Annotated in this window: 15 protein-coding genes and 1 tRNA gene; 7 read left to right on the forward strand and 9 right to left on the reverse strand. The window is 67.3% G+C overall.

The features are described 5' to 3' along the window. Position 1 precedes the first annotated feature (1 nt). The 4 genes from ACPCUW_RS06430 to ACPCUW_RS06445 all read right to left on the reverse strand — a co-directional run bounded on the left by ACPCUW_RS06430 (position 2) and on the right by ACPCUW_RS06445 (position 3,071). The gene (locus tag ACPCUW_RS06430) at positions 2–292 is read right to left on the reverse strand and encodes a hypothetical protein (protein ID WP_305779519.1); all 291 of its coding nucleotides are present in this window, start codon (positions 290–292) and stop codon (positions 2–4) included. A gap of 195 nt (positions 293–487) precedes the next feature. After that, positions 488–561, reverse strand: a tRNA-Pro gene (locus tag ACPCUW_RS06435). Positions 562–617: 56 nt separating this feature from the next. After that, positions 618–2,045 carry a hypothetical protein gene (locus tag ACPCUW_RS06440; protein WP_423423989.1) on the reverse strand — a complete coding sequence of 476 codons (1,428 nt, stop codon included), beginning with the start codon at positions 2,043–2,045 and terminating at the stop codon, positions 618–620. A gap of 39 nt (positions 2,046–2,084) precedes the next feature. Beyond that, positions 2,085–3,071, reverse strand: coding sequence for a metallophosphoesterase (locus tag ACPCUW_RS06445; RefSeq protein WP_063019085.1), 987 nt, complete (start codon positions 3,069–3,071; stop codon positions 2,085–2,087). 148 nt (positions 3,072–3,219) lie between these two features. Between ACPCUW_RS06445 and ACPCUW_RS06450 the strand changes: the two genes are divergently transcribed. Continuing rightward, positions 3,220–3,684 (forward strand): GatB/YqeY domain-containing protein, encoded by a 465-nt coding sequence (locus ACPCUW_RS06450; protein WP_063019084.1) that lies wholly within the window; start codon positions 3,220–3,222, stop codon positions 3,682–3,684. A gap of 63 nt (positions 3,685–3,747) precedes the next feature. Here the strand turns inward: ACPCUW_RS06450 and ACPCUW_RS06455 are convergent, their stop codons facing one another. Continuing rightward, positions 3,748–6,111 (reverse strand): penicillin-binding protein, encoded by a 2,364-nt coding sequence (locus ACPCUW_RS06455; RefSeq protein ID WP_030516438.1) that lies wholly within the window; start codon positions 6,109–6,111, stop codon positions 3,748–3,750. A gap of 281 nt (positions 6,112–6,392) precedes the next feature. Between ACPCUW_RS06455 and ACPCUW_RS06460 the strand changes: the two genes are divergently transcribed. After that, positions 6,393–6,716 (forward strand): WhiB family transcriptional regulator, encoded by a 324-nt coding sequence (locus tag ACPCUW_RS06460; protein WP_030516437.1) that lies wholly within the window; start codon positions 6,393–6,395, stop codon positions 6,714–6,716. Between the two features lie 100 nt (positions 6,717–6,816). Here ACPCUW_RS06460 and ACPCUW_RS06465 read toward each other — a convergent pair whose 3' ends face one another. Both ACPCUW_RS06465 and ACPCUW_RS06470 read right to left on the reverse strand, forming a co-directional pair. Next, the gene (locus tag ACPCUW_RS06465) at positions 6,817–8,022 is read right to left on the reverse strand and encodes an ArsA family ATPase (RefSeq protein WP_063019083.1); all 1,206 of its coding nucleotides are present in this window, start codon (positions 8,020–8,022) and stop codon (positions 6,817–6,819) included. Next, positions 8,022–9,059, reverse strand: a complete 1,038-nt coding sequence (locus ACPCUW_RS06470; RefSeq protein WP_305779517.1) for an ArsA-related P-loop ATPase — start codon at positions 9,057–9,059, stop codon at positions 8,022–8,024. The genes ACPCUW_RS06465 and ACPCUW_RS06470 overlap by 1 nt, the downstream gene beginning before the upstream one ends. Before the next feature lie 164 nt (positions 9,060–9,223). On the opposite strand from ACPCUW_RS06470, the gene ACPCUW_RS06475 reads away from it, so the two are divergent. From ACPCUW_RS06475 to ACPCUW_RS06485, 3 genes are read left to right on the forward strand one after another with little or no spacing between them, the layout of a single operon-like run. Then, entirely contained in the window at positions 9,224–9,388 is a 165-nt protein-coding gene (locus ACPCUW_RS06475) for a DUF4177 domain-containing protein (protein ID WP_085997207.1), read from the forward strand. Beyond that, positions 9,385–9,852, forward strand: coding sequence for a RidA family protein (locus ACPCUW_RS06480; protein ID WP_030516434.1), 468 nt, complete (start codon positions 9,385–9,387; stop codon positions 9,850–9,852). Before ACPCUW_RS06475 ends, ACPCUW_RS06480 begins: the two co-directional genes overlap by 4 nt. A 9-nt stretch (positions 9,853–9,861) precedes the next feature. Next, positions 9,862–10,653: an MBL fold metallo-hydrolase gene (locus ACPCUW_RS06485; RefSeq protein WP_423423990.1), complete on the forward strand. Its 792-nt coding sequence runs from the start codon at positions 9,862–9,864 to the stop codon at positions 10,651–10,653. Positions 10,654–10,684: 31 nt separating this feature from the next. Here ACPCUW_RS06485 and ACPCUW_RS06490 read toward each other — a convergent pair whose 3' ends face one another. Both ACPCUW_RS06490 and ACPCUW_RS06495 read right to left on the reverse strand, forming a co-directional pair. Beyond that, complete coding sequence (locus ACPCUW_RS06490; protein WP_019044571.1) at positions 10,685–11,359, reverse strand: Crp/Fnr family transcriptional regulator; 675 nt, start codon at positions 11,357–11,359, stop codon at positions 10,685–10,687. Positions 11,360–11,628: 269 nt separating this feature from the next. After that, positions 11,629–11,868: a hypothetical protein gene (locus ACPCUW_RS06495; RefSeq protein ID WP_030516432.1), complete on the reverse strand. Its 240-nt coding sequence runs from the start codon at positions 11,866–11,868 to the stop codon at positions 11,629–11,631. A 262-nt stretch (positions 11,869–12,130) separates the two neighbouring features. On the opposite strand from ACPCUW_RS06495, the gene nth reads away from it, so the two are divergent. Both nth and ACPCUW_RS06505 read left to right on the forward strand, forming a co-directional pair. Continuing rightward, positions 12,131–12,838 carry an endonuclease III gene (nth, locus tag ACPCUW_RS06500; protein ID WP_062962212.1) on the forward strand — a complete coding sequence of 236 codons (708 nt, stop codon included), beginning with the start codon at positions 12,131–12,133 and terminating at the stop codon, positions 12,836–12,838. Next, positions 12,835–13,488 (forward strand): TlpA family protein disulfide reductase, encoded by a 654-nt coding sequence (locus ACPCUW_RS06505; protein ID WP_423423991.1) that lies wholly within the window; start codon positions 12,835–12,837, stop codon positions 13,486–13,488. The genes nth and ACPCUW_RS06505 overlap by 4 nt, the downstream gene beginning before the upstream one ends. The last annotated feature ends 35 nt before the right edge of the window (positions 13,489–13,523 follow it).

The raw sequence follows: 13,523 nt of genomic DNA on the forward strand, positions 1-13,523 counted from the left end.
CCTATCGAGGACCTGGCGACCAGTACGGCGTCCGATCCTGCGGCTGCTGCGCGGAATGCTGCTGCGGCGGGCTCCACAACGGCACGTCCTGGTGCTGCGGCGGAGTCCACATCGGGACGTCCTGGTGCTGCGGGGGAGTCCACATCGGCAGGTCCTGGTGCTGCGACGCCTCGGAGGCGGAACCTGCCCGCCGCCGCCCCGGCGCTTTCGCCAGACTGACGATCAACAGAACCGCTCCAGCGATGAGAATGATGATCCCCAGGATCACCACCAAGCCGATGAGTGCCGCCACGAACAAAGTTGTAGCACAAGGTTTTCCGGTGGTCCCGGAAATGGGAAGGCAGCTCGCCCAGAGGATCGGGCCGTGGACGGTGAAGTTTCCCGAACCCGGCACAGATACGCACCCGGCACCGATACGCACCCGGGCAAAGCAAGAGGCCCTGACCAGTGGATCGGTCAGGGCCTCTGCCGTGTCTCCACACACGAGTCGGGGTGACAGGATTTGAACCTGCGACCTCTTCGTCCCGAACGAAGCGCGCTACCAAGCTGCGCCACACCCCGTGAGTTGAGCCTGTCGTAGCTTACAGCAGGGGGGAGCGGATCATTAAATCCGCTGGTCAGCGGGCAGGGAGGGGGCGGATGGTGGAGAGGATGCGTTTGGCGGTTTCCTTGTCCACGGACTTGTCGACGCCGGTGTCGGCGGCGACCGTCATGACGAAGTTTCCGTTTTCGCTGGGGAAGGCGAACGTGTAGACCGCGAAGGTCGTGGCGCAGCCGGGGGCCGGCGGGGGCGCGCTGCCGGTGGTCTCCACGAAGGCACCGTGCAGCTGCCCGTCCAGCGAGACCATCGGCTCGGCGGGGGCCGGGGCGGCGACGGTGGCGTTCGACCAGCCGAACTTGGCCATGCGGGCCCCGATATCGGCGGCGGCCGCGGACGGGTCCGTCTGGGGAGACATGGTGAGGAAGGCGTTGGTCCGGGTGTAGTTCGGACAGTAGTTCTTGCCGTCCTGTGCCAGGCCGGCGATTTCCAGCGGATTCGATCCCGAACCCCAGGCGGCCGTGCCGACCGGATCGATCTTCCACTCCGGAGGCGCGTCGTAGGCCGCACCGCGATCGAGGATCTGGACGACCTGGTAACCGGGAACCATCGGTGGCGGCGCGGCGCCGGGCTGCGGCTTCGGCGCCGTCTGCTGCGGGCGCGAAGGTGGTGGGGGAGGCTGGTTTTCGCTACTGAGCGCACTGACCATGGACGGCTTGCCGGAACCCGCGGCGGCCGGCGAGTCGGAATGCCGGCTCGCGACCACCGCCACGGTCGCGCCGATCGCCACGACGACCAGCACCCCGATTCCGCTGAGCAGCAGAGCTTTCCGCCGCCGAGGCGGCTGCTCGGCCGGCACCTGCAGCAGCGCGGTGTGCGGATGCTGAGCCGTCGGCGGTCCCCAGGACGCTTGTTGCGGCGCGGGATGTGATCCGACCCCCAATTGCCAATCCGGCTCGGGGCGACCGTTGCCGTGCGGTGCCGAGAACTGTTGCTGGGAGGGAGTATTCGCGCCCGGCATCGAGCTTCCCGGCCACTGCGGCATTCCGGGTTGCACGCCGAAGGCGGTGGTGGGGGCGTCGGGTCCGCCCGGGTTGCCGAAACCGTGCGGCGAAGGAGCGAAGCCGGACGGCGCGTGCGGCCCCGGGACCGCATTCGAGCCATGAGAGGTATCTCCGCTCGCGCCGCCCTGTGGCGTCCACGGATGGGCCGGAGCGGATTGCCCTCCGGCAGCGTCGTTCCCACCGAACAGCGATCCGGGCGACCGGTCCGCGTCCGGCGCCGCGGGCTTGGCGGGTTCGGCCGGAGAACCGGAGCGTCCGGGATCGCCCGCGCCGCCGGGAACCGTGGGAATCGACTGCGGCCGAGCCCACGGAGAGCCTTGCGACACAGGGAAATTCGCACCCGGCACCCGCCGGATCGCCAGTGTCGGCGGGGTCTCGTTCGAGTCGGGAGTGGGTTCTCGTCGCGCGGTCTGGTCGTCGTTCCGCTCGAACCCACTGTTCACCGTGTACCCCTGCCTGATGTCGTGCCTCGGCACGCCACCCTAGCGCGCCACGGCCTCCGATTCCGAGACGCCATGGCCACTGTCGGCGATGGGGCCTTTCGGCGGTGCGGCCACCAGCGTCAGCAAGGTCGCCTCGGGGCGGCAGCAGAAGCGGTACGGCGCCCACGGCGAGGTACCCAGGCCCGCGGACACGTGCAGTCGCGTGTGCGCACCCCAGCGCGACGGACCCTTCACCCGGGACCGATCGATACCGCAGTTGGTGACCAGCGCGCCGAATCCCGGCAGGCACAGCTGTCCGCCGTGGGTGTGGCCGGCCAGCACCAGGTCGTACCCGTCACCGGCGAACCGGTCGAGCACGCGGGGCTCGGGCGAATGGGTGAGTCCGATGCTCAGATCGGCCAGTGGGTTCGGCGAGCCGGCGACGGTGTCGTACCGGTCGCGGGACAGGTGCGGATCGTCGACTCCGGCCGTGGAGATCTTGATTCCGGCGACCTCGAGATCGCGCCGCACATGGGTCAGATCCAGCCAGCCGCGTTCGGTGAACGCCGCGCGCAGATCCTGCCAGGGCAGCGGATCCCCGTGCACTCGCTTGTGGTTCTTGTCGAAGTACTTGAGCGGGTTCTTCGGAACGGGCGCGAAATAGTCGTTACTGCCGAAGACGAAGATGCCCGGACGGGAGAGCAACGCCGTCAGCGACTGCACCACCGCGGGCACCGCCTTCGGATGCGCGAGGTTGTCGCCGGTGTTGACGATCAGGTCCGGCTCCAAGGCGGCCAGTTCGCGAACCCAGGCCTGTTTGAGTTTCTGGCCGGGCGTCATGTGCAGGTCGCTGATGTGCAGCACACGCAGGCTCGACGAGCCCGGCTGCAGCACCGGCATCGTGGCCTCACGAAGGACGAAGGCATTGCGTTCGATCAGCGAGGCATAGCCGATTCCGGCCACTGCGGTACCGGCGGCCGCGGCGGCGACCTTAGCTCCGGAGCCCAGCGCTGCTCGTCGAAGTGCGGGGGACGAGAATACGGGCATCAGCCCAGAATAGGCGACCACTGTGACGAATACCGAGTGTGATTCCGCACAGGCATCCGGTTTGCCGGGCGCTGTCGTGCCCGTCCACCCGGCTCGACACGCGGAAATGCGGTGGGAGGGTCCGCCGACAACGGCTAGCGTGTGGCGCATGTCGGAACTCAAATCGAAGTTGCGCGCCGATCTGACCGCGGCGATGAAGGCCAAGGACACGTTGCGCCTCAGCACGCTGCGCATGCTGCTGGCAGCCGTGCAGAACGCCGAGGTCGCCGGTGCCGAGGCGAAGGAGCTCTCCGATGCCGAGGTGATCGCGGTCCTCGGCAAGGAGGCCAAGAAGCGCAACGAGGCGGCCGTCGTCTACGAACAGAACGGCCGCGGCGAACTGGCCGCCAACGAGCGCGCCGAGCAGGAGATCATCGACGAGTATCTGCCGACCCCGCTCACCGAGGCCGAGGTCGCCGATATCGCCGATACCGCCATCGCCGATGTGGCCGAGCAGTTGGGTGAGCGCCCGGGCATGAAGCAGATGGGCCAGGTCATGAAGGTCGCGACGGCGCTGGCCGCGGGCCGGGCGGACGGTTCGCGGATCTCGGCCGCGGTCAAGGCCCGGCTGTAGGCTCGCCGGACAAAGCAGGAGGCCGGCGAATGTGTCGCACATTCGCCGGCCTCTCGCGTATCGCTACCGGGGGATCGGAATCGGAATCGGTGGCAGCCGCGGTATCTGCGGCAGACCCGGGAGCACCGGCGGCGCCGGCGGCGGGCCGGGCTTCGGGATCTCCCGCTGCGTGCCGTCGCTGACGAGCACCGTGATCACCGATCCGGGAATGGCCGAGCCGTTCGGCGTCGTAGCGGTGACCGTCCCCTTGGCGGCCGATCCGGGCGTGGTGACCGTCGACACCTGAAAGCCCGCGCCGATGAGCACCGAGCGCGCCTCGGACTCCGACATGCCGTTCACATCCGGGATCTGCGCGTTGTTCGAGCCGCGCACATATTTGTCGTCCAGCGGCGGCAGTGCGGGCGGCGGGAATTTGTCGAGTACCGGTTTGATACCGCCGAACCAGCTGCGAGCCGGTTCGTTACCGCCGTAGAGGTTACCGTCGCCGCAGGTGCGCAGCGGGAACGAGCAGATCTCGCCGGGCGTCGGGGAGTCGCCGTAGATGTAGGCGGCGCCGGCCATCGAATTGGTGAAGCCGAGGAAGGCCGAGGACCGGTGGGTTTCGGTGGTTCCCGTCTTGGCCGATACGGGGGCGTTCCAGCCCACCGCACGGGCAGAACCGGCCGCGGTACCGCCCACGGCGTCCTGGCTCAGCGCATTGGCCAGGGTATTCGCCAACCCGGGCTCGACGACCTGTTCACAGGCCTGCTGGGTGAGCGGAACCTGCTTACCGTCGCGGTCGATCACCTCCGCGATCGGCGAGGGCGGGCACCACTTTCCGCCGGATGCCAGCGTCGCGGCGACATTGGACAATTCCAGCGGATTGATCGCGACCGGGCCCAGGGTGAACGAGCCGAGATTCTGCTGTTTGATCATGTCCGCCAGGCTCTGATTACCGTGGCCGGAGGTGCCCGCCTCGGCGTAGGAGCGCATCCCGAGCCGGACCGCCATATCGACCGTGGGCGTCACGCCGACATCCTGGATGAGCTTGACGAACGCGGTGTTCGGAGACTGCGCCAGCGCCTCCGTCACCGACATCGGCGATCGGTAATTACCGGCGTTCTTGACGCAATAGGTGGCCGGCGGACATCCCGCGGCACCACCGTTACCCATACCCTTCGCGGCGAAGAACGAGGGCACATCCAACTGAGCGCTGGTGCCCAGGCCCTTCTCCATCGCGGCGGCCGTGGTGAAGATCTTGAAAATCGATCCGGCACCGTCACCGACCATCGAATACGGCTGGGGCTGGACGGTTTGATGCGCACCCTGATCCAGACCGTAGGTGCGGCTCGAGGTCATCGCCAGGATGTGGTGGGAGTCCTGGCCGGGAGCGATGATGCTGGTGACCTCGGCGATATTCTCCAGATTCGGATCGGTGTTTGCCGTGACGGCGGCCTTGACCGAATTCTGCACCGCCGGATCCAAGGTGGTGCGAATCAGATATCCGCCCTTGTCCATCTGATCCTTGCTGATTCCCGCATTGGCGAGATATTGCAGCGCGTAATCGCAGAAATAACCACGGTCACCTGCGGCGATGCATCCGCGCGGCAGCCCCTTGGGCTCCGGCAGCACACCCAGCGGCTGTTCCTTGGCGGCCCGGAATTCGTCGGCCCGGCTCGGAATGTTCTGAATCAGCGTGTCCAACACGGTATTACGCCGCTCCAGCACGCCCTTGGGGTTGGTGTACGGGTTGAGTTTGGAGCTGGACTGGACCATACCGGCGAGCATGGCGGCCTGCGCGACCTTCAAATCCTTGGCGTCGACGCCGAAATAGGTCTGCGCGGCGTCCTGAATGCCGTAGGAACCGTTGCCGAACGGCACCAGATTCAGATAGCGGGTGAGGATCTCGTCCTTGGTGAGTTCTTTCTCCAAGGTCAGAGCCATTCGGATTTCGCGCAGTTTACGGGCCGGCGTGGTCTCGATGGCGGCACGGCGTTCGGCGTCGGTTTTCGCGACCACCAGCAGCTGGAAGTTCTTCACGTACTGCTGGTCGATGGTCGAGGCGCCCTGCTGTACCTCACCGCTCGAGGTGTTGGTCAGGAATGCGCGCAGCGTGCCCTGCCAGTCGACGCCGCCGTGTTCGGCGAAGCGTTTGTCCTCGATGGAGACGATCGCCAACTTCATATCGTTGGCGATCTTGTCGCTGGGGACCTCGAAACGTCTCTGTTCGTACAGCCACGCGATGGGGGCTCCGGTCGCATCGACCATCGTCGACACCGCCGGCGCGGTACCCGCCACCAATTCCGCGGAAACGTTGTCCACGGCATCGGCTGCGCGGTTCGACATGTACCCGAAGCCGCCGGCGAGCGGGAACAGCAATCCGGCGACGAGTACGGCCGCTAGGACGCAGGCGCCGGCGAGCCTCGCGAGCGTTTGTGAGATCGGCACGCGCCCCAGCCTAATTGGCCCGCCGTCACATGCGCGGTGCGCGGTCGGCGGCGCGCCATGACAGCTGGTCGCGAGGCTTCCGCAGGGACGGGCGTACCAGAAAATACGGGCACGGTCTTGCGCTCGCCCCATACCTTTACCTAGATTGAGAACCCAGTGTGATAGAGCTAACACTCAAAGTGGAATGTGGTGCGGAGCGCAGCGGGGTTGGGTTGCTGTGGGCTGCACGCGATTCCGGAGCGCCGTTGACCCGGTGTTCGGACTGCAAAGGGGCACACCAAATGCACATGACTACCCCCATCGCTCGATTGGACGTGGAGCAGGCCGAAGCGAGAATCGCCTGGGTGTCCCAGGCCCGATGCAAGGAAGTGGATCCCGACCAGTTGTTCGTGCGTGGTGCCGCCCAGCGCAAGGCGGCCACCATCTGTCGGCATTGCCCGGTGCTCATGGAGTGCGGTGCCGACGCCCTCGACAATCGAGTGGAATTCGGTGTGTGGGGTGGGATGACCGAGCGGCAGCGGCGTGCGCTGCTCAAGCAGCATCCCGAGGTGACCTCGTGGGCGGACTTCTTCCGTGCCCAGCGTCAGCAGAAGGTCGCGATGTAGTCGAGTACCGGTACGGTCCGAGCCCGCGCGTGCGGGCTCGGACCGTTTTACGGCCGATGACGTGCGGAATCGGGGCCGCACGTCAGCGCCACCGGGGAATTCAGGCCGCGTCGGACCCGGCGAGCTGGTCGCCGACCGCGCGCAACGCGTCCAGATCGGACACTTCGAACGGCAGGGCGGTGACCGTCACGATCGGCACCCGTGGATGGGCGCCGGTGAAGCGGTGCAGCAGATGCTGTTCGCGCTTGGCGGTGACCGCGCGATGGGCGTGGATGCGCAGGATGTCGGCGGTCAGCGTCGCGGGATCGGTGGCGGCGTCGGCGGCCACTGCCTCCTTCGTGGTGCCGTCGGCATCGCTGCCGGCGCCGGGGCTCAGCCGGTCCGCGGCGGCGGTCGCCTGAGCCGACGAGAGGGTGCACAGCACCGGATGGGTGCGGTTGAGCACCAGCCCGGCCAACGGCATTCCGTCGGTGGAGAGCCGATCCACGAAGAACGACGCCTCGCGCAGCGCGTCCGGTTCGGCCGCGGCGACCACCACGAAATGGGTGCCGGGCCGCGAGAGCATGGCGTAGGTGCGCTCGGCGCGGTCCTGGAAGCCGCCGAACATCGACTCCAGCGACTGCAGGAACAGCGAGGCGTCCTTGAGCATCTGCCCGCCCACGACCGTGGACACCCCGCGCACGGCGAGGCTCATCGCGCCGGTGACGAAGCGGCCCACGCCGCGGCCGGGCGCCATGATGACGCGGATCATCCGACCGTTGAGGAAATTGCCGAGCCGCTTGGGCGCGTCGAGGAAGTCCAGGGCATTGCGTGAGGGCGGCGTGTCGACGACGACCAGATCCCACTCGCGCTTGGCGACCAGCTGGCCCAGCTTCTCCATCGCCATGTACTCCTGCGTTCCGCCGAAGGAGGAGGCGACGGTCTGATAGAAGGGGTTGGCGAAGATCTGCTCGGCCTTGTCCGGGCTGGTGTGCTCGAGCACCATATCGTCGAAGGTGCGGCGCATGTTAAGCATCATCGCGTACAGCTCGCCCTTGGCCGTCTCGGGCAGTTGCACGCGCTGGGGTGCGTTGCCGAGGTCGGTGACGCCCAGCGACTGCGCCAGCCGCCGCGCCGGGTCGATGGTCAGCACCACGACCTTGCGACCCTGTTCGGCCGCGCGCAGGGCGATCGCCGCGGCGGTGGTGGTCTTGCCGACCCCGCCGGAGCCGCAGCACACCACCACCCGGGCGGTCGGGTCGGCGATGATGGCCTCGACATCCAGCAGCGGAGTCGCCGGCGGGATCAGCGGGCTCGGATGGCTCATCAGCGGACTCCCTGCGCGCTCAGATGTTCGGCCAGTTCGTACAGTCCGCCCAGGTCCATACCGTCGGGCAACGCCGGCAGATACAGGCGGCTGATATCCACCTTCGCCAGTTCGGCGGAGCTGTCGTCCTGCGCCTGCAGGGTTGCCGAATGTTCCACGGCTTCCCGGATCAGACCCTGGAAGTCGTTGTCGTCCACCGTGATTCCGGCCTCGGCCAGTCCCGCCCGGACGGCGTCCAGATCGACGTCACCGGCCGCGACGCGGGCGCGCACCGGCGCGGGGAGAAAGCCCTCGGTGGCGCGATTGACGATGACCGTGCCGATCCGGAAATCCGATTCGGTCAGCTCGGCGATCGCGTCCGAGGTCTCCTGCACCGGCAGGGCCTCGAGCAGGGTCACCAGGTGGACGACGGTCTGCTCGGAATGCAGCAGCGCCGCCACGCCCTCGGCCTGCGCGGCGATCGGCCCGCCCTTGGCGACGTCCGCCATGGCCTTGGTGACATCGAGAAATCCGGCGATGCGACCGGTCGGCGGGGCGTCGACGACGATCTCGTCGTAGACGCGCCGACCGGATTTGTCCGTGCGGACCGCGCATTCCTTGATCTTGCCGGTCAGTATCACGTCGCGCAGACCCGGTGCGATCGTCGTGACGAATTCGATGGCGCCCATCCGGCGCATCGCCCGGCCCGCGAAGCCGAGGTTGTAGAACATGTCGAGATATTCGAGGAAGGCGTGTTCGATATCGAGGGCCAGGGCCATCACCTCACCGCCGCCGTCGGCGGTGGCGATCTTCGTTTCGGTGGGCGGCAGCGGCGGCAGATCGAACAATTGGGCAATCGATTGGCGGCCCTCCACCTCGACCAGCAGTACCCGGCGCCCGCCCGCGGCCAATGCGAGCGCCAAAGCGCCTGCGACCGTGGATTTTCCGGTCCCGCCCTTGCCGGACACGTAATGCAGCCGCGCTTTGTCGGCTCGGTCCGGCCACCCTAATTTCAGTCCCGGCTCTTGCGAAACGGGTACTGCTGTCGGTACTCCCACGTTCGCGAGCCTATAACCCGTTACGAAACAGCGACCAGAGGATCGCCCTACTGTCTCGTAGGCCACAGCGCACTTCCGTACGAGCCGGAAATGTGCTGATCGGTCCCCGACGAGTCTCTCGGCCGCACCGTTCACCGTCGGTTCACCCAGTACGCTTCTGCGACATGAGCGATGTGACGGTCTGGGAATACGCGACGGTGCCGCTGTTGACGCATGCGACCAAACAGATTCTGGATCAGTGGGGCGCCGACGGCTGGGAGCTGGTCACGGTGCTGCCGGGGCCGACCGGTGAACAGCACGTGGCCTATCTGAAGCGGCCCAAGCAGTGACGGCCGGCACGGACTGGCGCGCCAACCTCGAACGACTGGGTCTCGCGCTGCCGCCGGTCGCGGCTCCGGCGGGCGCCTACATTCCGGCGGTGCGCAGCGGTTCGCTGGTCTACACCGCCGGCCAGCTGCCGTTCGTCGACGGCGCGCTGTCGGCGACGGGCAAGGTCGGCGCCGACGTGAGCGTCGAGGACGCCGCGCGGGCCGCGGGCCTGTGTGCGTTGAACGCGCTGGCGGCGGTTGACGATCTGGTCGGTCTGGACGCGGTCGTGCGAATCGTGAAGGTGGTGGGGTTCGTCGCCTCGGCACCGGGTTTCACCGATCAGCCGCTGGTGATCAACGGCGCATCCGAGCTGCTGGGCGAGGTGTTCGGCGCGGCCGGAGTGCACGCCCGCTCCGCGGTCGGGGTATTCGAGTTGCCCAAGAACACTCCGGTCGAGGTGGAGCTGATCGCCGAAGTGCGGTAGGCAAGGTAGATGACCCTCACTCATCCCGCGTACGGACAACTGCGGCCGGTCACCGGTACCGCTTCGGTGTTGTTGGCCGACAATCCGAACCAGATGACGCTCGAGGGGACGAACACCTGGATTCTGCGGGCGCCGGATCGATCCGACTGTGTGGTGATCGATCCGGGGCCCAAGGACAAGGCGCACAGCGAGGCGATCGCCCGCGCCACCGACGGAAATATCGCGCTGACGTTGATCACGCATCACCATCACGACCACACCGGCGGCATCGACCGGCTGGTGAAACTGACCGGAACGCCGGTACGCGCGATGGATCCGAAATATCTGTCCGGCTCCTCGGCGCCGCTCACCGACGGTGAGGTTATCGAGGCGGCCGGGCTGCGCCTGACGGTGCTGGGCACCCCGGGCCATACCCGAGATTCGGTCAGCCTGCTACTCGACGACGCGCTGATCACCGGCGATACCGTGCTCGGCAGCGGGACGACGGTGCTGGAGTCGCGCGACGACGCGCTCGGCGACTATCTCGACTCCCTCGAACTGCTCGCCCGGCACGCCCCCGGCCGTGCGCTGCTCCCGGCGCACGGCCCCGATCACCCGCAGGCCGAACCGGTGATCGGCTACTACATCGAACATCGGCATCAGCGCCTGAACCAGGTGCGGGTGGCGTTACGCGAACTCGGTGAGAACGCGACGCCGCTGCAGGTCGTGGCGAAGGTGTACGCCGATGTGGACAAACGGCTGTGGCCGGCCGCGCGCAGCTCGGTCAAGGCCCAGCTCGCCTATCTGCGCGGCCGGAACTGATCCGGATGCGCCGGAGCGCGGTGGGAAATCCCTACCGCGCCCGGCGAGCCAGCCGCTCCGAATCGGAGATCAGCACGCTCTTGCCCTCGAGCCGCAGCCACCCGCGGTGGGCGAAATCGGCCAGAGCCTTGTTCACCGTCTCGCGCGAGGCGCCGACCAACTGAGCGATCTCTTCCTGGGTGAGGTCGTGGGTGACCCGCAGGGCGCCGGCCTCCTGGGTGCCGAATCGCTGCGCGAGCTGCAACAGCGCCTTGGCGACTCGACCAGGGACATCGGTGAAGATCAGGTCGGCCAGGTTGTTGTTGGTACGCCGGAGGCGGCGGGCGAGCACCCGCAGCAACTGTTCGGCGATCTCCGGCCGCTGGTCGATCCAGGCCTTGAGCGCATCGCGATCCATGGTCACCGCACGCACCTCGGTCACGGTGGTGGCCGTGGAGGTACGCGGACCCGGGTCGAAGATCGACAGCTCGCCGAACATATCCGACGGGCCCATGATGGTCAGCAGATTCTCGCGTCCGTCCGGGGAACGGCGGCCGATCTTCACCTTGCCCGACGTGATGATGTACAGCCGATCGCCGGGCTCGCCCTCATTGAAAATGACATGGCCACGTGGAAAATCCACCGGCTGAAGCTGTTTGGCGAGAGCAGCCACCGCGGTGGGCTCGACGCCTTGGAAGATGCCTGCTCTGGCGAGGGCCTCGTCCACGAATGTGCTCCTTATGGGAATTGACGGTGCTTACTGCGGCGTCAGCGGGTCCCTACGTGGTACGCAGGCTGCCGCCTGGCTCGGCGTCGCTCGCCACAGTGCTGGACCGAAGCGTTCGGCCGACAGTGCAGTCTACTTGCCATCCACGCAGCGTAGTGACAGACACCACGTAACGTGCGGTTTGTGAACGGGCGCGGCGTCGCGGAAAGTTCCCGGGCTCGAGTATTCGCGGGTCGGGCGCGTCGGTATCGCCGGAGGGCGGAATCGGTCTAGCTGGCTTGGGCGACGTCCAATTCGTCGCGATTACGGCGGCGGCCGCCGGAGCCGGCGTGTGCGGGCACGCCCAACTTGGCCAGCTCGTTGACCTCGGCATTGCTGGCCCTGTCCAGATATTGCTGGACCTCTTCACCCGGTTCGAGCAGCTTGCGCAGGCGGTTTTCGACACGTTCCATGAACAGTGCGAAAAGCATCAACACCACCGGGAAGAGCACCACAGCGAGTCCTTGCATACGGGTGAGTAAACACGGAGAAGGTCTCAGATGGAACACGGGAGGAGTTCGCGATCGCGCTCGCGTCGGTGCGGTTCCGTATGGTGGACGAGTGCGTGAACCCAGATCCACCGCCGTGAACGGGCACGAGACGGCCGCGACGGCCACCGATGCGGCGTCGGTCACAACGACCGAATCGAGTTCTCCGGCTCGAAAAAAACTTCCGCAGAAATCCGCGCGGGCGAACTCGAAACCGGCCGCCCGATTCGCCGACGAAACCCGGCTGGGTCTGGTACGCCGCGCCCGGCGGATGAATCGCACGCTGGCGCTGGCATTTCCCGACGCGCACTGCGAACTGGATTTCACCACCCCGCTCGAATTGGCCGTGGCCACAATCCTTTCCGCGCAATGCACCGACGTCCGGGTGAATCAGACAACTCCGGCATTGTTCGCCCGGTATCGCGACGCCAAGGCCTATGCCGAGGCCGATCGCACGGAACTCGAGGAATACATCCGGCCCACCGGCTTCTATCGCAACAAGACGAGTTCACTGATCGGGCTGGGACAGGCGCTGCTGGAACACCACGACGGCGTCCTGCCGCACACGCTGGCCGAATTGGTGAAGCTGCCGGGTATCGGGCGCAAGACCGCCAACGTCATCCTCGGCAACGCCTTCGATGTGCCGGGAATCACTGTCGACACCCATTTCTCGCGGCTGGTGCAGCGATGGAAATGGACCACCGAGGACGACCCGGTCAAGATCGAACACGCCGTCGGCGAACTGATCGAGCGCAAGGAATGGACGATGCTCTCGCATCGGGTGATCTTCCACGGCCGCCGCGTCTGCCATTCCCGTAAACCGGCGTGCGGCGCCTGCCTGCTGGCCAAGGATTGCCCCTCCTTCGGAATCGGCCCGACCGACCCCGTGACGGCCGCCGCACTGGTGAAGGGACCCGAGGCCGAGCATCTGCTCGAATTGGTGGGCCGGTGAAGTCGGTTCCCGCGGCGTGGCGATGGGCGTTCGTCGTTCTGATAGCTGTGGTGGCGCTCGCCGTCGCGGTCTGGCCGCGCGGCGACCACGACGGTCCGTCCGTGACCGCCACCGCGGTGCAGGGCGGGCCGGCGTCCGCCTCTGACGGTCAGCGGGCCGCGGCCGGGTTGGCCGACTGTCCGCGTCCGGGCGCCGCGGCCACGCAGCCGCCCACGCCGGCCGCCGGTCCGCTGGCCGCAATCACGCTCGAATGTCTGGCCGACGGCCGTCCGGTCGATCTCGGCGCGGCGCTGGCCGGGCGCCCGGCGCTGGTGAATCTGTGGGCGTATTGGTGTGAGCCGTGCGCCCGGGAACTGCCCGCGCTGCAGCAATTCTCGGCACGCGCGGGTAGCGCGCTGACCGTCGTGACCGCGCACAGCGATCCCGACGAGGGCAAGGCGCTGGCCCGGTTGCGCGACCTCGGTGTGCGTCTGCCGGGTATGCAGGACGGTGCCGGAAAGGTGCGCACGGCGGTGCGAGCGCCGGCCGTGCTGCCGGTCTCGGTACTGGTTCGCGCCGACGGTTCGATCGCGAAGGTGGTGGTCCGGCCGTTCGACACCGCCGACGACGTCGCCGCCACCGTCGCGCAGGAATTGGGGGTGCGGGTGTGAACGGGCAGGCAGTGCGCACAACCGTGGAGGGCCTC

Source organism: Nocardia sp. AB354 (genome assembly GCF_049538315.1).
Taxonomy (GTDB): domain Bacteria; phylum Actinomycetota; class Actinomycetes; order Mycobacteriales; family Mycobacteriaceae; genus Nocardia; species Nocardia nova.

What these genes read in the sequence shown, in the direction of transcription:
- ACPCUW_RS06475 (WP_085997207.1), top strand. Translation starts at nt 9,224, where the DNA reads ATGAGCGATGTGACGGTCTGGGAATACGCGACGGTGCCGCTGTTGACG.
- ACPCUW_RS06460 (WP_030516437.1), top strand. Translation starts at nt 6,393, where the DNA reads ATGCACATGACTACCCCCATCGCTCGATTGGACGTGGAGCAGGCCGAA.
- ACPCUW_RS06445 (WP_063019085.1), bottom strand. Translation starts at nt 3,071, where the DNA reads ATGCCCGTATTCTCGTCCCCCGCACTTCGACGAGCAGCGCTGGGCTCC.
- ACPCUW_RS06495 (WP_030516432.1), bottom strand. Translation starts at nt 11,868, where the DNA reads ATGCAAGGACTCGCTGTGGTGCTCTTCCCGGTGGTGTTGATGCTTTTC.
- ACPCUW_RS06450 (WP_063019084.1), top strand. Translation starts at nt 3,220, where the DNA reads ATGTCGGAACTCAAATCGAAGTTGCGCGCCGATCTGACCGCGGCGATG.
- ACPCUW_RS06485 (WP_423423990.1), top strand. Translation starts at nt 9,862, where the DNA reads ATGACCCTCACTCATCCCGCGTACGGACAACTGCGGCCGGTCACCGGT.
- ACPCUW_RS06465 (WP_063019083.1), bottom strand. Translation starts at nt 8,022, where the DNA reads ATGAGCCATCCGAGCCCGCTGATCCCGCCGGCGACTCCGCTGCTGGAT.